The 21,548-nt window shown below is 55.4% G+C and carries 17 protein-coding genes; 14 read left to right on the top strand and 3 right to left on the bottom strand.

The window, feature by feature from the left end:
• Positions 1 to 292: 292 nt before the first annotated feature.
• Positions 293 to 691, top strand: coding sequence for an acyl-CoA thioesterase (locus OZ410_RS11515; protein ID WP_277708113.1), 399 nt, complete (start codon positions 293 to 295; stop codon positions 689 to 691).
• Here the strand turns inward: OZ410_RS11515 and OZ410_RS11510 are convergent.
• Complete coding sequence (locus OZ410_RS11510) at positions 688 to 1,983, bottom strand: dipeptidase (RefSeq protein ID WP_277708112.1); 1,296 nt, start codon at positions 1,981 to 1,983, stop codon at positions 688 to 690. The two genes, OZ410_RS11515 and OZ410_RS11510, sit on opposite strands and share 4 nt — an antisense overlap.
• Before the next feature lie 140 nt (positions 1,984 to 2,123).
• Here OZ410_RS11510 and OZ410_RS11505 point away from each other — a divergent pair, with 140 nt between their 5' ends.
• From OZ410_RS11505 to OZ410_RS11480, 6 genes are read left to right on the top strand one after another with little or no spacing between them, the layout of a single operon-like run.
• On the top strand, positions 2,124 to 3,338 hold the full coding sequence (locus OZ410_RS11505; RefSeq protein ID WP_277708111.1) for a response regulator: 1,215 nt from the start codon (positions 2,124 to 2,126) through the stop codon (positions 3,336 to 3,338).
• The gene (locus tag OZ410_RS11500; RefSeq protein ID WP_277708110.1) at positions 3,335 to 3,712 is read left to right on the top strand and encodes a response regulator transcription factor; all 378 of its coding nucleotides are present in this window, start codon (positions 3,335 to 3,337) and stop codon (positions 3,710 to 3,712) included. The genes OZ410_RS11505 and OZ410_RS11500 overlap by 4 nt, the downstream gene beginning before the upstream one ends.
• Complete coding sequence (locus OZ410_RS11495) at positions 3,709 to 6,045, top strand: HEAT repeat domain-containing protein (RefSeq protein WP_277708109.1); 2,337 nt, start codon at positions 3,709 to 3,711, stop codon at positions 6,043 to 6,045. Before OZ410_RS11500 ends, OZ410_RS11495 begins: the two co-directional genes overlap by 4 nt.
• Positions 6,038 to 7,465: a glycosyltransferase family 2 protein gene (locus OZ410_RS11490; protein ID WP_277708108.1), complete on the top strand. Its 1,428-nt coding sequence runs from the start codon at positions 6,038 to 6,040 to the stop codon at positions 7,463 to 7,465. Before OZ410_RS11495 ends, OZ410_RS11490 begins: the two co-directional genes overlap by 8 nt.
• Before the next feature lie 3 nt (positions 7,466 to 7,468).
• The gene (locus tag OZ410_RS11485) at positions 7,469 to 9,832 is read left to right on the top strand and encodes a sulfatase-like hydrolase/transferase (RefSeq protein ID WP_277708107.1); all 2,364 of its coding nucleotides are present in this window, start codon (positions 7,469 to 7,471) and stop codon (positions 9,830 to 9,832) included.
• Positions 9,829 to 11,040, top strand: a complete 1,212-nt coding sequence (locus OZ410_RS11480) for a YaiO family outer membrane beta-barrel protein (RefSeq protein WP_277708106.1) — start codon at positions 9,829 to 9,831, stop codon at positions 11,038 to 11,040. The genes OZ410_RS11485 and OZ410_RS11480 overlap by 4 nt, the downstream gene beginning before the upstream one ends.
• Positions 11,041 to 11,487: 447 nt before the next feature.
• On the opposite strand, the gene OZ410_RS11475 is transcribed toward OZ410_RS11480, so the two are convergent.
• Positions 11,488 to 12,351: a sigma-70 family RNA polymerase sigma factor gene (locus OZ410_RS11475; RefSeq protein WP_277708105.1), complete on the bottom strand. Its 864-nt coding sequence runs from the start codon at positions 12,349 to 12,351 to the stop codon at positions 11,488 to 11,490.
• A 172-nt stretch (positions 12,352 to 12,523) separates the two neighbouring features.
• Between OZ410_RS11475 and OZ410_RS11470 the strand changes: the two genes are divergently transcribed.
• From OZ410_RS11470 to OZ410_RS11450, 5 genes are all read left to right on the top strand, one after another.
• Positions 12,524 to 13,030: a DUF6155 family protein gene (locus OZ410_RS11470; RefSeq protein ID WP_277708104.1), complete on the top strand. Its 507-nt coding sequence runs from the start codon at positions 12,524 to 12,526 to the stop codon at positions 13,028 to 13,030.
• An 11-nt stretch (positions 13,031 to 13,041) separates the two neighbouring features.
• Entirely contained in the window at positions 13,042 to 13,971 is a 930-nt protein-coding gene (locus tag OZ410_RS11465) for a 2-hydroxyacid dehydrogenase (protein WP_277708103.1), read from the top strand.
• A 119-nt stretch (positions 13,972 to 14,090) separates the two neighbouring features.
• A complete protein-coding gene (locus OZ410_RS11460; protein WP_277708102.1) occupies positions 14,091 to 15,602 on the top strand; it encodes a DEAD/DEAH box helicase in 1,512 nt (503 codons plus the stop codon).
• A gap of 23 nt (positions 15,603 to 15,625) precedes the next feature.
• Positions 15,626 to 16,843, top strand: coding sequence for a glycosyltransferase (locus OZ410_RS11455; RefSeq protein WP_277708101.1), 1,218 nt, complete (start codon positions 15,626 to 15,628; stop codon positions 16,841 to 16,843).
• 48 nt (positions 16,844 to 16,891) lie between these two features.
• Positions 16,892 to 17,734 (top strand): 1,4-dihydroxy-2-naphthoyl-CoA synthase, encoded by an 843-nt coding sequence (locus tag OZ410_RS11450; RefSeq protein ID WP_277708100.1) that lies wholly within the window; start codon positions 16,892 to 16,894, stop codon positions 17,732 to 17,734.
• 219 nt (positions 17,735 to 17,953) lie between these two features.
• Here the strand turns inward: OZ410_RS11450 and OZ410_RS11445 are convergent, their stop codons facing one another.
• Positions 17,954 to 19,291, bottom strand: coding sequence for a serine hydrolase domain-containing protein (locus OZ410_RS11445; protein ID WP_277708099.1), 1,338 nt, complete (start codon positions 19,289 to 19,291; stop codon positions 17,954 to 17,956).
• 191 nt (positions 19,292 to 19,482) lie between these two features.
• Between OZ410_RS11445 and OZ410_RS11440 the strand changes: the two genes are divergently transcribed.
• Together OZ410_RS11440 and OZ410_RS11435 are read left to right on the top strand one after the other, a co-directional pair.
• Positions 19,483 to 20,082 (top strand): N-acetylmuramoyl-L-alanine amidase, encoded by a 600-nt coding sequence (locus tag OZ410_RS11440; RefSeq protein ID WP_338156656.1) that lies wholly within the window; start codon positions 19,483 to 19,485, stop codon positions 20,080 to 20,082.
• Entirely contained in the window at positions 20,079 to 21,545 is a 1,467-nt protein-coding gene (locus OZ410_RS11435) for a M14 family zinc carboxypeptidase (protein ID WP_277708098.1), read from the top strand. Before OZ410_RS11440 ends, OZ410_RS11435 begins: the two co-directional genes overlap by 4 nt.
• Positions 21,546 to 21,548 lie beyond the last annotated feature (3 nt).

Genomic DNA, 21,548 nt, shown 5'->3' with positions numbered 1-21,548 from the left:
ACGACAATTACCTGAAGTATTTCTTTCGGTGTAAATTCGTAGTCTTATATCCTAGAGCCATCCGAGGATCAGGGAAAGGGCCAGCAGGACGAGAAGTTTTACAAAAGCGTACACGTGGCGGCAGCGGTTTAGGCTTCTAAAGGTAATAAATTCTGGCTTCTACCCCTTTCAGATTGGCATATTTGTATTCTGTCCACCCCTTTTTTCCGGAATTGGGAAATCGGATGGTAAACCATGGGCCGGCCCAACCAAAAGACGGAGTACGCGCGTATCTTTACCTAAAAAGGTCGCTATGCGCTTTCATACCAGAAAATGGGTCAAGTCCGAGGATTTAAACTCCAGCGGCACACTTTTCGGAGGGCGTTTGCTTTCCTGGATTGATGAAGAAGCTATCCTGTACAGCATCATACAGCTGGAAAATAAAAGGGTGGTTACCAAATACATGTCCGAAATCAACTTTATGAGTACCGCCGAGTCCGGAGACGTGGTGGAAATAGGAATAGAGGTGGTTAAATTCGGCGTGTCTTCCCTTACCCTGCGTTGCGAAGCGCGCAACAAGATGACTCGTGAAACCATTGTAACCGTAGACCAGGTGATTATCGTCAACCTGGATGCCAACGGCCGTCCCGCCCCGCATTTCAAGAAGCAAGTGGAATATGTAAAGGACCGGCTGGCCCGGGAAGAGGACTAATCTGCCTGCCAGCTGCGGGCCACAGCCTGTACTTCGTCCAAAACGCGCAAGAGGTTTCCACCCCATAGCTTTCGTATATCCTCCTCGGAATACCCCCTTCGCACGAGTTCTAGGGTTACATTAAAGGTTTCCGAAGCATCGGACCAGCCTTTAATCCCACCCCCGCCGTCAAAATCGGAGCTGATCCCCACATGGTCGATGCCGATAAGTTTTACCAGGTAATCGATATGGTCTACAAAATCGGCAACATCCACTGCAGGCGGGGCATCGCTGCGGCTGCCGGCCATCTCGTCGGCCAGGGCCCGAACCCTGGGCCGGTCTTCCATAAACGCTTCAATCTGGGCTTCGGTAAGGGAGGCAAAATCCGACCGGTTATACCAGGTCACCCCCAGGGAATCGGCCGCTTCCTGCCATAGGGTGCGCATGTAGGCGCTGCGGGCGTCGTTTTTCTCGGTATTCAGGTAAGCCGGAAACGCCACCGTCTGGACCACCCCGCCATTATCCCGCAATTTCAAGAGTTGCTCATCGTCCAGGTTCCGGCTGTGGTTACACAGGGCGCGTGCAGAAGAATGGGAGGCAATAATGGGGGCCCGGGAAAGCTCCAGCATCTGTAACACCGCTTCCCGGGAAGGGTGGGAGATGTCAATCATAATGCCCAGCCTATTCATTTCTTTTACAGCCTCTTTGCCTAATTCACTTAAACCATTATGAAGCCATACGCTATCTGCTTCTCCCGTATTGGAATCCGAAAATTGGCTATGGCCATTATGCGCCAGGGAAACGTAGCGCGCCCCCTGCTTGTAATAGGCTTCAAACTGTGAAAGGTCGGTGCCAATGGGATAGGCGTTCTCCACTCCGATCATGGCAACCTTCTTGCCTTCGGCGTGCAATTTCCGGGCCTCTTCCGAAGTGGTTGCCAGGCCAATTCGCTCCGGGGCAATGGTTTCGCACAGCCGGTGGATGGCATCGAATTTTGACCGGGCATTTTCGGCAGCTTTGGCATAGCCTTCAGCACTCAGGGTATCCTGGCCGGTATAGACAATGAACCAGGCTACATCCAACCCGCCTTCCTCCATTTTCGGGAGGTTAACCTGTGTGCCAAGGCGCTGGGTATAATTCACTGAATCCGTGAAATTCCGGACATTGATATCCACGTGGGTATCTACGGTCAGGACGGCATCGTGAATGGCCCGGGCCTGCTCGTCCAGGGAAGGAGGTTGAGCCTCCTTGCATCCTCCAATGATCAGTAGTACGCTGCAAAGCAGTAGGGGGAATTGATAGTAGCTTCTCATGTTTTAACCAACAGTTTAAGGGGTTTTACAACAGAATTGGAAAGATAGGGAACATTTAATTGTCCACAGGGGTGGTTTTCAGGATTTTTAGCGTACATGATTAAAACCAACGGTACACATTCACCGACCAAAACCAACTAATGCCGACACAATCCAAAAATCTGCAGGGCCGGGTGCTCGAATTGAAAGACGCCCTGCACGCCTATTCCTTCGAATCCCTTTCCGTGGAAGAAGCCCAAAGCCTTAAACAGGCCTTTGATGCGTTTTGCACCCAGCTGGACGACCGCTACTGGAACCCGGAAGCCCCCCGGAAGGCTATCCCCGAAGCACCACAGGACCCTGCGGACCAACACCCCATGGAATCCTTCGTGCGGATGCTGCAACCCTCCCTGGAAAAGATTTCCGGGGCCGCCGGCGGTTTGCTTAGCGGTCCGGTAAAGCCGGACCAGCAGGAAGCCCTGTCTGCCATAGACCGGATGTCCCGGTCCATGCTGGAACTGCTGGCCCGCCTCCAAAACTCCTCCAAGGCTGGTGACCCGGGCGATAACCAGACACCGGCAAAGCCGGAAGACGCCCTGAAAGGCAAGAATATCCTGGTCTTTGAAGACAACGAATTGAACATGCGGCTAATGGATATCCGCCTGAAAACCTGGGGATGCCGCGTACTGCAGGCCTCCCATGCCACCCTGGGGCTGGCCATGTTGCAGGCCGAACAGGTGGATGCCGTACTGATGGACCTCCGGATGCCCGACATGGATGGGTATCAGGCCTGTTCCCGGATTCGGAAGCATTTGAACCCCGCCCTTCGAAAGCTGCCGGTGATTGCCGTAACGGCCGATATGAACGCAGAGTATGACGCCGAGTATCAGCAGGCCGGCTTTGATGCGGTCATTGTAAAACCTTTTGCGCCCGAGGAACTCTCCGGCAAATTGCTGGAACTGCTTGCCGGCCAACCGGCAACAAAGGACGAACCTCAGGTTGTGAGCAGACCTGGTACCACCCTGGATTTACAAACTTTGGTAGACGAGTGCGACGGGGATGTAGACATGCTGGAAGAACTGGCAGAACTCTTTAAAGGCAATATCCTGGAATTCCTGGGCCGCCTGAAAGTGCATAGCGCCACTTCGGATTTCCTGCAAATCCGGGAAGCCGCCCACAAGGTAAAAGCAGGCCTTATGCTGCTGGGGGCTTCGCATTGGATCGAGGCCGTCTCCGAAATACAACAACTCAGCCGGGCAGAAACCGGCATATCACGCATTATTGAAATATACACCGAATTAACCGAGGCGTATCCCGTGCTGGAAAGTTCCCTCCATGCCGCAATGGCCGCCCTCAAGAAACAACACGGACAATGACACAGACACGCCTTTTACTGGCCGACGACGACGAAATGCTCGCGGCCCTTTTGAAATTCAGGTTGGAAAAGGAAGGTTTCCTGGTAGACTGGGTAGCCGATGGCCGGCAAATGAAGGAATCCCTGAACCAGGCCCTGCCGGAAATCATCGTAAGCGATATTATGATGCCCTATTTTTCCGGGATCGAAATGGTAGACTATGTCCGCAATACCCTGGGCGCCAACATCCCGATTATCATCATTTCCACTGCGGGCAATGAAACCAATGTCCTGAGCGCCTTTGAGCTCGGGGCAGACGATTTTATCGCCAAACCGGTAAACCCCACAGAACTGATCATCCGCGTGCGAAAGTTGCTCCGTTCCTCCCTGGTTTGAACCATTCGCTGACGTCATACCTGCCTCTGCCGCTCATTCAGGCTCCCGAAATCCGGGTGGAAACCCTCTGGATTCTGGGGATCTGCTTTTTGGGGATCAGCGTGGTCTACGTCCTGGGGATCTTTGTGATGCGCAACCGCCTTTCTGCCAAGCGGAAGGTGATTCGCCAGCGCAAAACCGAGCTTTCCCCCATGATCAGCAATTTCCTGTTCTACGATCCGGAAACGGAGACGGACGGACGGGAGGAATACATCCGGATGAAAATTGAAATCCGGGAACTCTTAAAAGACGACTTTAACCGAAAGGTACTGACCGAGGTCCTGCTGGACCTCAAATCTGATGTATCGGGGAGTGCCCGCCAGCGCTTGCTGGACCTGTATCAGAACCTGGGGTTACATAAAGATGCCTTTGAAAAGCTCGAGAGTTGGAGTTGGGTAAAGATATCCCAGGGCATAAACGAACTGACCGAAATGCAAGTGGAACAGGCCTACTCGCAAATCCGGCGTTTTATTAACGACAAGCGAGGCGTGATCCGCAAACAGGCACAATTGGCCACGGTTTCCCTGAAAGAGGAGGGCATTGCCTATTTCATGGACACAGCCCGCTACCGCATCTCGGAATGGCAGCAGATCAAGCTGATGGAAATCCTGCGCCAATGGGAAGATTTCGATCCCCCGCGCTTTCAGGCCTGGCTCACCTCCGAAAACCGGGACGTGGTACTCTTTGCCCTACGGCTTATCCGCCAATACCGGCAGAACGAAGCCGAGGCGGCCATAGTAACCCTCCTGCAACACCGGAAGCAACCGGTACGCCTGGCTGCAGTGGAATGCATTAGAGAATTTCGCTTTTCCGCCGCCCGCCCGGCCCTGAAAACCCTGTTTTCCCGTTCCAATGAGGCTCTCAAGCTCCAGATCCTGGAGGCGATGAGCGTGCTGGGACGGACGGAGGACCTCCCATTTCTGGAGCAGGTGGGATCAAAGGATGGCAATTTTATCATCCGTTCCAAATCCCGGGCCGTCATGAATATCCTGCAACCGGGCAGTGTACTGCCCACCTCGGAAATCGCACCCCTTTCTCCGGAGGAACTCTTTCCCGAAGAAACCCAGGAACCAACAGCCAGCACCCTGCAACCTGAGTGTGAAAGACCTGTGGCAGACCAGCCTGCGGACGCCCCGGAGGCCATGCCTGAAATGGCCCCGGATGTCGAAATACAGAACGGAATCGAAACCCATGAAATTCCGGCAGAGACCCGGACAGAGGATATGGAAGGGTTCGATGGTACCACCCATCACCCAGCTCCTGTAGCACCCCCCGAAGCGGCAGTAGAACCCGAGCCAGATACAGCAGCCTCTATACCCGAACCGGCCCTGGAAATTGAAAGTCTGCCAACAGAAACCGAGCCATCGGAAGAAGTGCCTGTTGCACAAGTTGAGGCAGCAGAAACTGACTTGGACAACGCTCCGGAAATGGCGGAATCTGATCCATTAAGCCTGGTTGAGGAGCCCGATCAGCCTTTGGCCCAACTGGAGGTGGTGGTGCCGGAAGCTCCCTTGGACGAATGGGATGAGGCCCTCTTTGATCTCTGCCTGAGACAGGAACTGGCAGATATTTTACAACAGGCTGGGGTAGGCGGGGAGCAGGCGCCGCAAGTGCCGGATTTTATCCCCCTGGTGATTGAATCCCAGGAGGAAGAGCCCAGTACAGGTGTAGCCAGCTGGCTGGCCGATATTCCTGTAATTTTTGAAACGGTAACGGCCGATAGCCCTATCAGCCCGTCCGGGCAACCCATTGCAACTAACCCCGAAGCCTCGGAAAAAACCATCGGGTTAGAACCTGAATGCCCTGTGGAACCCCTGCCACAGGAACAGGCCCTTGAAACCGAAATTCCAATTACGCCGGAACCACCCCCTGGAGGAGGCCCGGCACCAGCCTTTGAACTCGAACAGCAGCCCGAAAACCGGATTGTTGACCTCACAGAAGGGTACTTCCAGGCCGGCCTGCCCGACCTGGAACGTTTTTCAATCTTCGCCGAATTCTTCCGTACCTACGGCACGGAATCCAAACTGATTTTACTGGAGGAAATTCCGGAGGTGGGCAGCGTAAAGGAACTGCTGTTCCTCAAAGGCCTTTTGCGGGATGAAGACCCACGTATCCGTCAAAAGGCCCAATGGGCTGTTGCCACCCTGCAGGAGCGTCTGGGCACGCTGGAACCCGGGGCGCCCGAAGCCGAACTGGCCCATTGCCTGGAACTGAATTTCATTCCTCTGGGTTTCCCCGAAGCAGGAGATACGGCCCCTTCAAAGCACAATTCGCAAAACCCGGCAGATGCATAACGGACTCTTCGACATCCTGCTGGAATACATCAATATTGTATTTCTGGTGTTTACGGCGGTACTTTTTACCCTGTTTACCATCATGGGGTACCTTTCTTCGCGAAACTCCATCCACTACCGCAAAAAGAACAGTATAGGCGATATATCCAGGATTATGGCATCGCCCCTTTCGCCCAGCATTACCATCATTGCCCCCGCCTATAACGAGGCCCTTACCATTGTAGAGAATATCCGGTCCCTTTTGTCCTTACATTATGTGAATTACGAGGTGATGGTAGTGAACGACGGCAGCAAGGACGACACCCTCCAGAAGATGATCGAGGCCTACGACCTGGAGCGGGTGCCCCGGGAAATTGACCCCGACTGGCCCTGCAAGCCTATCCGCGGAGTGTATAAATCCCGGCAAAGATCCTTTTCCAAACTTACCGTAGTCGATAAAGCCAATGGGGGGAAATCCGACGCCCTCAATACCGGGATCCGCCTTTCGGACAGCACATATGTTGGCTGTATCGATGTGGATTGCCTGCTGCAACCGGATGCCCTCCTGCATGTGGTACGCGCCTTCTACCAGCGTAGCCAGAAACGGGTCATTGCGGTAGGCGGGGTAATCAGGGTGGCTAACTCCTGTAAGATTGACGGGGGCGTTCTCGAGGAAATCCGTCTGCCCAAGAACTGGCTGGCGCGGTTCCAGTTGCTGGAATACACCCGTTCCTTCCTCCTGGGGCGCATGGCCTGGGGGCGCATAGACAGCCTGTTGATCATCTCAGGGGCTTTCGGCTTCTTTGACCGGGAAATTGCCATGGAAATTGGCGGATACGATACGGGCACGGTTGGAGAGGACATGGAAATTGTCTTCCGGATGCGGCGCCACATGCACGAACAGGGCATTCCCTACACGGTGGAATACCTCCCGGACCCGCTCTGCTGGACGGAGGTACCCGAAGACATGAAAATCCTGATGAACCAGCGCGACCGTTGGGCCCGGGGTAACCTGGAGACTCTTTTCCGCCACAAGGATATGTTCTTCAACCCCAAATTCGGGCGCCTGGGGATGCTGAGTTATCCATACTGGTTCTTCTACGAATGGCTGGCACCCCTGTTGGAATTTATTGGGTACTTCTGCGTGTTGTTTTTTGCCTATTTCGGCATCCTGAACTGGGATTTCTTCCTGGCGCTCACGGCTATGGTCTATTGCTATGCGGTGATGTTTTCCTTTTACGCCGTGCTGTGGGATGTGTGGTCCTATAACCAGTATACGCGCACTCGGGATATCCTGATCCTGTTGTTTTGCGCCATCATTGAACCATTTACCTTCCACATGATCATTGTCTGGTCTGCGGTGCGGGGGAATCTCAAGAAACTCTTTAAGGTTAATACGGGCTGGGGTTCCCAGGTACGGAAAGGATTCGCAAAGGCATAAGGGATGAAGGTTTCAGCATTTTTCAGGGCCACCGAAGGCAAACGATACCTGCAGGATTACCTCCGCCTGGTTATTGCCTTCTATATTAGCCTGCTGCTGATTTCCCTCTACCAGCAGGTACGCCTGTTTGAACAGGGGGCCCTGGACAGTATCCTGAACATGAACCTCTTGCTGCTGGGGTTACACCAACTGGGCTTTGCCGCATTTACGGGCCTTTTCGGGGCCTTCCTCTTCAACAACCTGGAGCGCAAACGACCGGGGTGGGGGTTCCGGGTATGCATTGCCCTTTTTATGGGCATGCTCCTGCTGGAAACCCTCATGACCGTCTATTATATCGATTATTACGAACTGCCCGGCCTTGGGTTTACCCGGCAGTTGGGCCTGCGGTATTCCTTTACCCAGATCCTGATTACCTTAACGGTGTCCACCATTGTTATTGGCGGGGCCTTTCGCAGCAGTTATCGCCTGAGTAAGCGCTTTTACCGGATCATCGCCAACATGTTCCCGGCTACCATAATCCTGTTTTCCCTGTTCCTGGCCACCCTGCTTTCCGAAAAGCGGCCGGTAAACCTGAATAAAACCCAATACCTGGCCGAGACCTATATGCAGGACTGGATGGGCGAGACCCCCTATACGGGTCAGAATCCCTATCCGTTCTGGTCGGCCTGGAAAGGGGAGGGGCTGCTCGGGGAACAATTGGAATTTCAGCCTGCCCCGCCTCATGTGGTTTTGATTATCGCCGATGGCCTGGCCGGGGATTTTGTGGGGGACAATGCCCCCTTACGGGAATTTGCGCCGTTTGTGGATTCCCTGCGGCAGCAATCCCTGTACTGGAAAAACTTTCTGGCCAATGGCCGTGAGGCCGCTGCGGCCCTGACAGCGGTTTCGGCCTCCCTGCCCATGGCCCAGGCCCGGGCCGGGATGCACGTCCCGGAACGCTACAGTCTGTTTGCCCTGCTGAAGAAAGCCGGATACCATACCAGTTTTCAATACGGAGGCAACAGTGCCCTGAACGGCTGGGACCGCTTTCTGTACCAGGAGCGGGTAGACGAATTGGTAGACCGCAAATCCTTTGGCCCGGGCTATGAAATGCAGGATGCGGACGCCGCCGGGATTTCGGCAGGCTTTCCGGATGCCGCCCTCTTTGAACGCTATGTAAAAACGCTAGCGGTTCCTGAGGTACCCCGCCTGGACGTTTTCTTTACCCTGAGCGCCTCCCAGCCCAACCAGATCCCGGATGCCGAAGCCCGGCGGGATACCGTGGAAGGAAAACTGGAAACACTTGGGCTGGATCCCAAAACCCACCGGATGGCGCGTAAAAATGCAGACCTTCTGGCATCGATACAGTATTCCGACCAGCAATTAGCCCGTTTTATCCGGGCCATGCAAGCGACCGAAACCTATGCCAATACCCTGTTTATCTTAACGGGAAGCCACCGCCCCAAGTCCTTGCGCGACCGGGAACCCATGGCCGCCTATCAGGTGCCTTTCCTGGTGTTTGGTTCCCTGGTAACAAAACCCAAAACCCTGGCCGGCCAAGCCTCCCATCTGGATGTGGCGCCGGATTTGGTGGGTAGCCTCGCCCGTCGCTATGGCTGGAATATGCCCCCTGCGGCGCCCTGGATGGGGCAGGGCCTGAAACAGGCAGAGGCCGGTATGCCGGCTTCCATTCCCTTGTTTGGCAACACCTACGGGGCTGGGGACTATATAGCAGACGGCCATATGCTCAGCGGGAACGAAATCTATAAGGCCCAAAGCGGGCTTACCCTGGAGGAAGGCAATGCCGCCATGCGCGATACCCTGAAGGCGCTGGCCAGGGATTTCCGGGCCCGATACCGGTTTGTTTTCGAAAAGAACGCTCTGATCCCCAGGGAAGCTGCCATTTTTGAGCCCCTGTACCGCACCCCTACCAAAAAGGAACTGGTCTGGATCCAAAGCGTGTTTAACGGGTCGGATTTTGACAAGGCCTTTATCATCGCACGGGATCTGGCTCTGAATTCCGACCGGGAGCGGGCCAAATTACTGTGCAACTACATCCTCTCCGAAGTACCCGGGCATGTGGATACGGAAATCCTCCTGGGGCGGATCAACGCCTGGGAAGGCCATTACGAGAAAGCCATTGATATCCTGGAGCAGGTGGTGAATAAATACCCCGTGTACGAAGACGGATATGCCGCCCTGCTGGATGTATATTACTGGTCCGGGCAGGACGGGAAAGCGCGTTACCTGCAGCCGGCTATTGAGAATTACCTGCGCAACAGCCGGGAGTTGCGGGACAAACTGGACCGGGCTGCCTCCCGCTGGCAGGAGCACGGGCCACAGCCTACAAACGCCGGGAACACCCTGGCACAAAACCATATGCCATGATGCACATCCGATTTTTCCTAATTCTTGTGCTGGCATGCCTGTTTGCCTGCTTCTCAGTCCGGGCCCAGGACATGGCTTATGACCCGGATGCCGCCTATGTACAGGCGCGGGAACTGGCCTTTGCCGGCCGGTATTTACAGGCCCGGGACACCCTTACGCGCATCCTTAGGGATTATCCGGAGTATACGGATGTGGAGAACCTGCTGGCCAGCACCTACACCTGGGAAGGTGCCTATGACCAGGCGCGGGGCCATTACAACCGGATCACTTCCCGCGACCGTTCGGCCGAGGAAGCCTGGGTGGGCGCCGTCAAGAATGAATGGTATGCCGGGAATCACTCCCTGGCCCTGGGCCTGGCAAACAAAGCCCTGAAATACCTGGAAAGCAGTATGGAAATCCAGGAGATTCGCCAGGCCATCCTGGATGCCAATACAGCAGCCGCAGTGCAGGAACGCCCGGGGGAGGAGCCGGTCATTTCCTCCAATGTGATTGCGCTTCAGAATGCCATGGAGATCTTTGACCAGACTTACGAGCCCATGATTTACGGCAGCCTGGAATACCAGCGGCTGGGGGCTTTCGGGAAACTGATCCCGCGGATCAATTACAGTTACCGCTTCCAGACCCACGGCCTGCAGGCCGAACTGGATTACTATCCCAAGCTTTCGGAAACCTTCAGGGGGTACCTGAATTACGGGTATTCCAATGCCCCCACCTATCCGCATCACCGCGGGGGGGCAGAGCTCTATGCCTTCTTCGGGAAGGGGAGCGAGGTTTCCGCAGGGGTCCGCTACCTGGACTTTACCGAACAGCAAGCCACCTTAATTACCGGATCCTACAGCCTGTACCGCGGGAATTACTTCCTGAACTTCCGTCCCTTTATGACCCTGTTCAAAGACCGGGCCCCGGGGTTTTCGGCCAACCTGATGGTGCGCCGCTACCTGAGTAACCGCTTCCATTACCTGGGGGTGCGTGCCCAATACGGGTACACTACCGAATTCCAGCAACTCTGGGCGGGTACCCAGCTGCAGGCAGAGACCTTGCTCTTTGTGGAATCCCAGCAACTGCAGGCCGAATACCAGTTTACGGCAGGCCCACTGGACCGGCGCATTAAGGCCCAACTCGGGGTAAGCCGGCAGGAATTTATCCAGGAGCCGGGGGCCTACTTCTGGGCGCTTCGCGCAGGGTTGCGCTTTGAGGTGGGATTCTGATCTTCCGCTTACCGACACATGCCTGCCATTTGCCAACAGAAACGGGTTGCTTCACCACAAAAAATTGCCCTGACGCCGGAAAGCATATAGATTTATTCCTGTCATTACCGACAATCCCAAATCGGCAACGACCTGAACTTTAACCTACGCATCATGCTTTACGACACCTATGGGGAGGAGTATCTGAACTTCCTCCGGGAATTAAACGAAATTTTGAGCTTGAACGAATTGGTGGAACTGGATTACCTGTAACCCTTTCCCCTCAAGAAAAGTTAACCCCAACACAAGGCACTATGGCAAATCAAAACCACGACCACGCGGCCTATTTGGATTTTATCCAGGCCCTGAACGAAATCCTTACCGATTCCAATATCAGCCGATTGAGCTGTACTTAATGTTTATTGTGTGCGTTACAAAAAAAAGCGGCTTTAATAGCCGCTTTTTTTATTAGCCCAGATAGGTTTTTAACAACCGGCTGCGCGAGTCGTGCCGGAGTTTTCGGATCGCCTTCTCCCGGATCTGCCGTACGCGTTCCCGGGTCAGGTCGAAGGTTTGGCCGATTTCGGCCAGCGTCATAGACTGCTGGTCCCCGATTCCGTAGTAGAGTTTGATCACGTCTGCCTCCCGGGGAGAGAGCGTGTCCAGCGCCCGGTTGATCTCGGCGTTAAGGGACTGGCGCATCAGGCCTTTATCCGGCTTGGGGGATTCCCCGGATCGCAAGACATCGTAGAGGTTGGAATCCTCGCCTTCCCGCAAAGGGGCATCCATGGAAACGTGGCGGCCGCTGTTTTTGATGGACTGTTTGACCTCACTAACGGTCATATCCAATTCCTTCGCAATTTCCTCTGCAGTTGGCGGCCGCTCGTGGGCCTGTTCCAGATAGGAAAAGGTCTTCTTGATCTTGTTGATGGAACCAATTTTGTTCAGCGGCAGGCGCACTACGCGGGATTGTTCCGCCAGGGCCTGCAGGATGGATTGGCGAATCCACCAGACGGCATAGGAAATGAATTTAAAGCCCCGGGTTTCGTCGAACCGCTTGGCGGCTTTGACCAGCCCCAGGTTCCCCTCGTTGATCAGGTCCGGCAATTTAAGCCCCTGGTTCTGGTATTGCTTGGCTACAGATACCACAAAGCGCAGGTTTGCCTTGGTGAGTTTTTCCAAGGCTACCTGGTCTCCCTGTTTGATGCGTTGTGCAAGTTCTACTTCTTCATTGGCGGTAATAAGATCAATTTTACTAATATCCTGAAGGTACTTGTCAAGCGATTTAGACTCCCTGTTGGTCACCTGCTTGACAATCTTAAGTTGCCTCATGTATGATTACCCGTTTATTAATTCAACATTCTCTCATTATACGTTTTTTCTCACGTTTTTCCAAGCCCTGGCCCGGGGAGTTTTACAATAATTATGAGAATTTTGGAAAGATTTAGCAATTGGGGGCAGGGGGCATCCCGGGATTTAGGCGGGTTGTGTATATTCACAGCCTATGAGCAAAAGAGCCCTGAAAAAATACCTGGCCTCCCTGGAGGCGGATGCCCTGCGCGAACAACTGCTGGACCTGTACGAACGCTTCCCCCAGGTAAAAGAATTCTACGATTTCGCCTTCAACCCTAAAGAAGACAAGCGAATGGAAGAAGCCCGGGCCCGGATCCTCAAGGAGTATTTCCCAAAAACACGCAGGCGACCCCGGGCGAGGCGGTCGGTAGCACAAAAATACCTCCGTCACTTCCAGACCCTGGGGGTAGACCCGGATCTGGTTGCGGACCTGATGGGGTTTAACCTGGAAACCGCCCTGCGCTATGAACGGACCCGCCGTTGCCCTGATGCCTTTTACAAGAGCATGCTGAACTCGGCCACCCAATGGGTGGAATACCTGGCAGCCCAGGGATTGCTGGAAGCTAACCGCCAGCGCGTTCAGGCGTACCTGGATGCCGTCCTGGAAGCAGGATGGCCATTTGCGCCGGGGTTTGAACGCCTGGCCGATAACCTTTAACCCCAATCATCATGGCAATAGTGGTAATCCGAAATGACGAAAAAACCCCGCAGTGGGTCTCCCTGCTCCAGGCACAGGACCCGGAAATCCCGGTTTACGCCTATGGGCCAGCGGTGCCCAGGAAAGCTATTACCATGGCTGCCGTTTGGAAACATCCCCAGGGCAGCACGGCGGAATTCCCCAACCTGAAAGGCATCCATGGCCTGGGGGCCGGAGTGGATTTTATCCTGGAAGACCCGGACAGGGATCCGGCCCTGCCGGTTATGCGGGTGGTAGATCCTTACCTGGCCTCTGACATGGCCGAATACATCCTGGCCCTGGTCATGTCGCATCTACGACAACTTCCGGAATATGGCCGGGACAAGGCCAACAGCGCCTGGCATCCCCGGCCGTATAACCGAATTGCGAACCTGAGGGTAGGTATTATGGGCCTTGGGCAATTGGGGATGGCCGTAGCCCGCCTGCTGGCGAAAACGGGATTCCCCCTGTCCGGGTGGGCCCGCACCCCCAAACCCGATCCCGGTTTTCCCGTCTTTCACGGGGCAGCCGGCCAGGCGGAATTCCTCTCCGGCTGCGATGTACTGGTGTGCCTGCTGCCGCTTACCCCGGCAACACGTGGCATCCTGGACCGTAAGCTATTTTCAAACCTGCCTGCGGGCGCCCTTATGATCAACGTGGCCAGGGGGCCGCTGTTGGAAGAAGCGGATTTACTCTTGGCACTGGATGCAGGTAATCTGAGCGCAGCCTGGCTGGATGTTTTCCATGAAGAACCCCTGCCGGCCGGGCATCCCTTCTGGAAGCATCCCCGCGTTAACATCACCCCGCATATCGCCAGCGTTTCGGATCCGGCATCGGTTGCCGGCCAAATCATAACCAATTATAAGGCCCTGATGACAGGGGCTCCGCTGCGCCATCAGGTAGACCTCCAACGGGGTTATTAACGATCCGATGTTGAGAAAACCTGGGGTTTGGTTTCCCCAGGGTTTAAAAAAACGGCTAGTTTTGCACATTAGGCCATTGGGGACCTGTGGCCGGCAGAATCGAGTAAAAAATTGCGGATTTGGGTTCAACGTCTCACACCAAAGAGAAAACACTTTACGATTACCAACTGGAGGACCTGGGCAAGATTTTTAAATGCCTGGAGGAGTCCCCGGACGACATTAACCTCTTGTACCAATTGCCTACAGGCGGGGGGAAAACGGTGGTCTTTTCCGAAATAGCACGCCGATACATCCAGCAGAAGGGCCGGAAGGTGGTGGTGCTCACCCACCGCATCGAGCTTAGCCAGCAGACCTCGCGAATGCTGAGCGGGTTCGGGGTCCGCAACAAGGTCATTAACTCCGAGGTAAAACACCTGGAAGGGGAGGAGGATTACCAGTGCTATGTGGCTATGGTGGAAACCCTGAACAACCGCCTGCAGGAAAAGGCCATAGAGCTGGAAGGGGTAGGGTTGGTGATCATCGACGAGGCCCACTACAATTCCTTCCGCAAACTCTTTAAATACTTCGAAAAGTCCGCCATCCTGGGCGTTACCGCCACCCCCCTGAGTTCCAACATCAAACTCCCGATGAAGGACCACTACAAAAAGCTGATCGTAGGAGAGTCCATCGCCTCCCTGATCCGGAAGAATTTTTTGGCGCGGGCCAACATGTACAATTACGATGTAAGCCTGAAATCTCTGAAACTGGGCATCAACGGGGATTATACCGTAAAATCCTCGGATGCGCTGTATTCCAATACGGCCATGCTGGGAAAACTGACCACGGCTTACGACGAACTGGCCAGGGGCACTAAAACGCTCATCTTTAACAACGGGATCAGCACCTCTAAATACGTATACGAAACCTTCCGCAAGGCCGGCTATCCCATCCGCCACCTGGACAATAAGAATTCCGCCTCCGAACGACGGGAAATCCTGGATTGGTTCTCCCAGACCCCCGATGCCATCCTGACCTCCGTGAGTATCCTGACTACGGGGTTTGACGAGCCCAGCGTGGAAACCATTATCCTGAACCGCGCCACCCGTTCCCTGACCCTCTATTTCCAGATGATCGGTAGGGGTTCCCGCATTTTTAAAGACAAGGACGAATTTACGGTGATAGACCTGGGGAACAATATAGCCCGTTTCGGACCCTGGGATGCGCCGGTAGACTGGCAGGAAATCTTCCATTTTCCGGATTACTACCTGGAAAATATCCGCAATGACGAAGAGATCGAACGGGAATTCGTGTATGAAATGCCGGCAGCCCTGCGGGCGAAGTTTTCGCGCACCCCGGATATCGATTTTGACGTGAAAGCAGAATACAAAAAGGTGTTTTCCCAGGGGAAAAAATCCAAGCTGGTGCTGGAACGGAGCATAGAACAACACGCCCGTATGTGCCTGGATAACAGCGCCGACATCTTCGATGCCCGCATGCTGGCCCGGGAGTTGCAGGAGGAGATTGAATTTCGCATCAAGCAGTATTCCTACTGCATTATGAACAACACCAAAAACTACCGGGACTGGCTGCAGGAAGATTACGAGCGCCGCTTGCGCTTGCGCATTTCCCAGCTATACGCCGCCCGGATGTGAGCCCGCGGGAACCCAGAAAGGCATTGTACATCGGCCATCAGTGGCCGGAACCCCGCTCCAGTGCGGCCGGGGAACGCACCGTGCAACTCCTGCTATTGCTACAGAGCATGGGCCTGGAGGTGCATTTTGGTTCGGCAGCCGAACGGGGCCCGTTGGCGAGCCCTTTGGAAACCCGGGGTATATCCTGCCACCCTCTGGCCCTGAATTGCGGTTCCTTTGACCTTTTTCTTAAGGAGCATGATTTTGACCTGATCGTCTTTGACCGTTTCCTCTCCGAAGAGCAATTTGGCTGGCGGGTGCACCAGCACCTGCCCGGGTGCCGGACCATCCTGGACACCCAGGACCTTCACAGCCTCCGCTATTCCAGGGAAGCTACACTTCGTAAAGGCGAAGACTGGTCCCCCCGTGCCTGGATAGAAGAACCTGCCTTTTATCGGGAAGTGGCAAGCATCTTTCGCACAGACCTTACCTTGTTGATTTCCCGCACAGAGCAACGCTTACTCCTGGAATTGCTCCCGATGCTGGAGACCCGGTGTGCCTATCTGCCCTTTTGCTTTGAGGCACCCCAAACGGGCCTGCCCGGATTTGAAGCGCGACGGGATTTTGTTTTGGCGGGCAATGGGAAACACCCGCCCAACCGGGATGCCGCGCACCACCTGGTCCACGAGCTCTGGCCCCTAATCCGCCGGGAATTGCCCGGGGCCGAACTCCACCTCTACGGGGCCTATCTGCCGGCGGCCTGGCAGCAGTGGGAGAAGGCCCAGCCCGGAGTAAAGGTTAAGGGGCACTGCGAGGCACTCCTGCCCAGGTTACAGGGGTACCGTGCCCAGCTGGCTCCCCTGCGATTCGGGGCCGGGGTAAAAGGCAAACTACTGTCTGCCCTGCAGGCAGGCCTGCCTACCCTGACCACCGCGGTGGGGGCAGAAGACGTCTTTGCCGCAGACGGCTTCCTGGCCGCATCGGATCCGGATTTTATAGCCAAAGCCATAGCCCTTTACCAGGACCCGAAAAAATGGGAGGCGGTACTGCGGGAACAAACCGGAGCCGCAGCCGGGCATTTCAGTTCCCCGGAGGCATGGGCCAAAAAGCTCAGGGAAATTTTGTTGTCAGGGGGGCATGCCTCCCCTGATTCCCAGGCCGATATCCTGTCGCGCCTGTTAAGGCACCGGGCCTTTGACAGCTATCGGTACCTTTCCCGCTGGATTACCGAAAAGAACAAGGGCGGGGGAGGGTCTCGGTGAATTCGGCTGCAGGGCGTATCTTTGAAGGCCAATTCAAGTTATTCCGAAATGAAAACACCCCAGTGGACCCAGGTTGCCGAATTTGAAGATATAACCTACCACAAATGCGAGGGCGTTGCCCGCATCGCCTTTAACCGCCCTGAAGTGCGCAATGCCTTCCGCCCAAAAACCACCAGTGAGTTATTCCAGGCCTTTTACGATGCCCAGGAAGATCGGTCAATAGGCGTGGTGCTGCTTTCCGGCGAGGGGCCATCCCCGAAGGATGGGGTTTATGCCTTTTGCAGCGGGGGCGACCAGAAAGCCCGTGGGCATCAGGGATATGTGGGGGAAGATGGCTACCACCGCCTCAATATCCTGGAGGTACAGCGCCTGATCCGTTTTATGCCCAAGGTGGTGATTGCCGTGGTGCCCGGGTGGGCCGTTGGCGGCGGCCACAGCCTGCACGTGGTTTGCGACCTGACCCTGGCCAGCGAGGAACACGCGATTTTTAAGCAGACCGATGCGGATGTAACCAGTTTTGACGGAGGGTACGGCTCTGCCTACCTGGCCAAGATGGTGGGGCAGAAAAAGGCGAGGGAAATCTTTTTCCTGGGGCGGAATTACAATGCCCGTGAGGCTTATGAAATGGGAATGGTTAACGCCGTGATCCCCCATGCGAAGCTGGAGCAAACGGCCTGGGAATGGGCCCGGGAAATCCTGGCCAAGTCCCCAACTTCCATCAAGATGCTCAAGTTTGCCATGAACCTTACCGACGACGGCATGGTAGGGCAGCAGGTTTTTGCCGGGGAAGCTACCCGCCTGGCCTATATGACAGAAGAGGCCAAAGAAGGCCGGAACGCATTTTTGGAAAAGCGGAAACCCGATTTCGGAAAAGACCAGTGGATTCCTTAATCCTTTTTTAACAAGGGCTTAAATAAGAAAGAGCCCTGATGTTAACCAGGACTCTTCTACGAGAACACTATATGAAAATGAAAAAATTACTCCGTCTTAAGAAGTAAAGACAGGGTAAACTTAGGGCATCCTTTGGGCCTGCAGAAGTTTTTGTTGTGAACCCGGAAAAAACTGTGGTGAGCCCGACCAAAAGCAAAAACAACCGGTAAAAGGGGATCCTTACTCCCCAATGGCTGCAACCAACTCCCGCAACACGGCATTGGCATCAAAGTCCGGGGCCTCGGCCAGGCCCGTACGCACCACCACCAGCGACTTTGAAGGAATGATAAAGACGTGCTGCCCCTGATACCCGTTAGCGGAGTACAGGTCTGCGGGGGCGTCCGGGTATACGCCTGAGGCATTCAACCAGAAGTGCAGCCCGTACTCCCTCTGGGAAGCCGCTGTAGGCTGGGCCACCCGGGCAGCCCACCCCGGGTCAAAAACCTGGGTTCCATTCCAGTTTCCGCGGTTCAGGTACAGCATCCCAAAGCGCGCCCAGTCCCGGGTTGAGGCCCACCCGTAGGAAGAGCCCACGAAATGCCCGGACAGGTCGGTTTCCACAAGCATGCTATGCATGCCAATGCGGTCGATGAGCTCCCGGTAGGGGAAATCCAGGTATTCCTGTTTGGAACCCAATTGCTGCCCGAGCAACCCGGACAAGAGGTTTGTGGTGCCCGAGGAATAATTCCAAACCTCGCCGGGGCTGGCCACGGCAGGCTTCCCGGCCTGGACCTGGCTCATATCCGCACTTAGGAAAAGCATACGGGTCACATCCGAGAGGTCGTTGTAATTCTCGTCCCATTCCAGGCCGCTCTGCATCCGCAGCAGGTCCTCAAAGGTGATACGCGCCCTCTCATCCCCGGCCCAGCCTTGCAACCCGGCGGGGTCGGTAAGGCGGAGCCGCCCCTGGTATTCCAGGATGCCGTAGAGGGTCGCCAGGACGCTTTTGGTCATGCTCCACCCCAGGATGGGGGTATCCGGCCCAAAGCCCGCCGCATAACGTTCCCCAAGGATATGTCCTTTGTACAAGATCAGCAGGGTGCGGGTGCGCTGCTGTTCCGGCAGGCTGAACGCCTGGTCTATGGCAGCCTGAACCCGGGTGTAATCGACCTCTGGAAAGACGGTGTCCTTGGGGGGAAGATGGCCCATGGGGTAGGGCAGGGGTACCTTTTCCCGGTACCTGTTGGGGCGCAGGCCGTCGTTTGCAGGAGCGACCCCCTCCAGCCTAAGGGCACAACCCAAGCCTTCCCTGCAGAACGCTTCCCGCTGTTGCAGCCCGAACACGGAGGCCTCAGCCATATGGGTTTCCCTCATATACCCGGCTTTGGCCAGGGAGATCAGCGGCACCTGAAAATCCTGGGCCAAAACAGAGTCCGGGGGCATCCCTCCCACAAAGGCAGCCGAGGCCATATACTTGGAGGCATATCCGCTGATGATGGTGAGCTTGGGATACTGCATCCCGCCAAGGACAAGAAGGATCACAACAGCCAGGCCACCGGCAACTTTTAAACGTTTCATACCATCGGTTTTTGGAAAGGAACTGTATCTTTAGGCTCCAAGATAATCATTTGGTGCGCCCCATTCGATATAACATTGATACGGCAGTGCCCCAAAGGTCCGGCGGCCTTTGGCGATGCCTGCGAACCGGCCTGGCCGTTTTATTCCTGGGGATCAGTCTCGCGGGCTGCGCGGAATATGAACCAGCGGTTGTGGAGCGCCCCATTACCTGGGATGCCGAACGGGAGCGCCTGAGCCTGGCCTATCTGGAGGCCCGGTACGGCCTTACCCCGGTAACCCCCCGGATTAACCCGAAAATGGTAGTCCTGCACTGGACGGCCATCCCCACCCTGGAGAAATCCCTGGAAGCCTTTGAACCTTCCCGCCTGCCACAAACCCGCCCGGACATACAGACGGCCGGGGCCCTGAATGTGTCAGCCCACTACCTCGTAGACCGGGATGGCACCATTTATCATTTACTGGCAGACACCCTGATGGCCCGGCATACCATCGGGCTGAACCATTGCGCCATCGGGATTGAAAATGTGGGAGGCACCCCTGAAACCCCACTTACTGAAGCCCAGCTCAAAGCCAATATCTGGCTGGTTCGGCACCTGAAGGCCTCCTTTCCGATCACCTACCTGATCGGACATCACGAATACACATCTTTTGAGGGGCACCCGCTCTGGCTGGAGCAGGATTCCGCCTACCGCACCGAGAAAACAGACCCGGGGCCGGCATTTATGAACGATGTCCGCCGGGCCGTCAAAGACCTGGGGCTGCAGGGCCCTCCCAAAATGCAAAATCCATGATCAAACGCCTCTTACTACTTGTATGCGCCCTGGGTGCTGCCGGGCTGCACGCACAGACCGAAGCCTTTACCCAACGCTTTTACGAAACCTATGAAACCTATAAGGAACCCAGCCTGGGCGCACGTCGCATCCAGCATGCGGACTTGCAACCCCTGATTGACGCCATTGCCGCCAAGCCCGGGTTTGAAGTGAATGAAGTGGGCGTATCCATTGAAGGCCGGCCCTTTCGGCTGATCAGTACGGGGTCCGGTGAAACGGACATCTTCCTCTGGTCCCAGATGCACGGAGATGAACCCACGGCCACCCAGGCCATCTTCGACATCCTCAATTTTATGGCTTCCCCGGATTTTGCGGAAGAAAAAGCGGCCCTGCTTGCCACGGTCCGCATCCATTTCCTGCCCATGCTGAACCCCGATGGGGCCCAGCAATTCCAACGCCGGAATTATCTGGGGATCGACATTAACCGGGACGCCCTGAGGCTACAATCCCCGGAAGGCCGTACCCTGAAACGCGTTCGGGACAGCCTGGATGCCGAATTCGGATTTAACCTGCACGACCAGAGCCGGTACTACAATGCCGAACAAACCGAAAAACCGGCCACCATCTCTTACCTGGCGCCAGCCTACAACTACGAAAAGGAAGTTAACCCCGTACGTCACCGGGCTATGCAGGTGATTGGCTATATGAACCGCATTTTGCAGCAATACGCCCCGGGGCAGGTTGGCAGGTACAACGACGACTTCGAACCCCGCGCCTTTGGGGACAACATCCAGAAATGGGGTACCAGTGCCATCCTAATCGAATCCGGGGGCTACCCGGAAGACCTGGAAAAACAGGAAATCCGAAAGTTGAATTACGTTTCCATCCTTTCCGCCATTTACGCCATTTCCTCCGGGAGTTTTGCTGCGGTTCCCCTGGACGATTACTACAACATCCCCGAGAACGACCGGAAAATGCTGGACCTGAAGATTGAGCGGGTTACCTATCCGTTGTTGGGCACAGACTATCTGATGGATTTCGGGATTTACCGGAACGAAGTAGACCTGGAGGGCCATCGGGATTTCTGGAACAGCAGCCGTATTATCGATATGGGCGACCTGTCTACCTTCTATGGATATGAAACCCTGGATGCCAAAGGGTACCGGATGGAGGCCGGAAAGGTGTTCCCGCACACGCTGGATGACCTTAATGCTGTTGCCGCCCTGGATCTCTGGGAGGTACTTGCCGGCGGGTATACGTACATCCGCGTCCGGAAACGCCCCGCCAACACCCCGGCGGTAGCCCTGCCGGTGCACATCACAGGCCCGGACTTTGAGGCACCCCCGGCCAAATGGGATGTAGGGGACAACCCAACCTTTGTGCTCTACAAGGACGGCAAGCCGGCCTATGCCGTGGTAAACGGCTTCCTCTACGACCTGGAAAACCGCAGCGGAAAAGGCAAAAACAGCCTGGTACTGGATTAAGGG

Source organism: Robiginitalea aestuariiviva (assembly GCF_029537735.1).
Classification (GTDB): Bacteria; Bacteroidota; Bacteroidia; order Flavobacteriales; family Flavobacteriaceae; genus Robiginitalea; species Robiginitalea aestuariiviva.
This window is presented reverse-complemented; position numbering and strand designations above follow the sequence as displayed.

Excerpts from the sequence above, each read along its gene's own strand:
- OZ410_RS11515 (WP_277708113.1), top strand. The coding sequence starts at position 293 with ATGCGCTTTCATACCAGAAAATGGGTCAAGTCCGAGGATTTAAACTCC.
- OZ410_RS11510 (WP_277708112.1), bottom strand. The coding sequence starts at position 1,983 with ATGAGAAGCTACTATCAATTCCCCCTACTGCTTTGCAGCGTACTACTG.
- OZ410_RS11505 (WP_277708111.1), top strand. The coding sequence starts at position 2,124 with ATGCCGACACAATCCAAAAATCTGCAGGGCCGGGTGCTCGAATTGAAA.
- OZ410_RS11500 (WP_277708110.1), top strand. The coding sequence starts at position 3,335 with ATGACACAGACACGCCTTTTACTGGCCGACGACGACGAAATGCTCGCG.
- OZ410_RS11490 (WP_277708108.1), top strand. The coding sequence starts at position 6,038 with ATGCATAACGGACTCTTCGACATCCTGCTGGAATACATCAATATTGTA.
- OZ410_RS11485 (WP_277708107.1), top strand. The coding sequence starts at position 7,469 with ATGAAGGTTTCAGCATTTTTCAGGGCCACCGAAGGCAAACGATACCTG.
- OZ410_RS11480 (WP_277708106.1), top strand. The coding sequence starts at position 9,829 with ATGATGCACATCCGATTTTTCCTAATTCTTGTGCTGGCATGCCTGTTT.
- OZ410_RS11475 (WP_277708105.1), bottom strand. The coding sequence starts at position 12,351 with ATGAGGCAACTTAAGATTGTCAAGCAGGTGACCAACAGGGAGTCTAAA.
- OZ410_RS11470 (WP_277708104.1), top strand. The coding sequence starts at position 12,524 with ATGAGCAAAAGAGCCCTGAAAAAATACCTGGCCTCCCTGGAGGCGGAT.
- OZ410_RS11465 (WP_277708103.1), top strand. The coding sequence starts at position 13,042 with ATGGCAATAGTGGTAATCCGAAATGACGAAAAAACCCCGCAGTGGGTC.
- OZ410_RS11450 (WP_277708100.1), top strand. The coding sequence starts at position 16,892 with ATGAAAACACCCCAGTGGACCCAGGTTGCCGAATTTGAAGATATAACC.
- OZ410_RS11445 (WP_277708099.1), bottom strand. The coding sequence starts at position 19,291 with ATGAAACGTTTAAAAGTTGCCGGTGGCCTGGCTGTTGTGATCCTTCTT.
- OZ410_RS11435 (WP_277708098.1), top strand. The coding sequence starts at position 20,079 with ATGATCAAACGCCTCTTACTACTTGTATGCGCCCTGGGTGCTGCCGGG.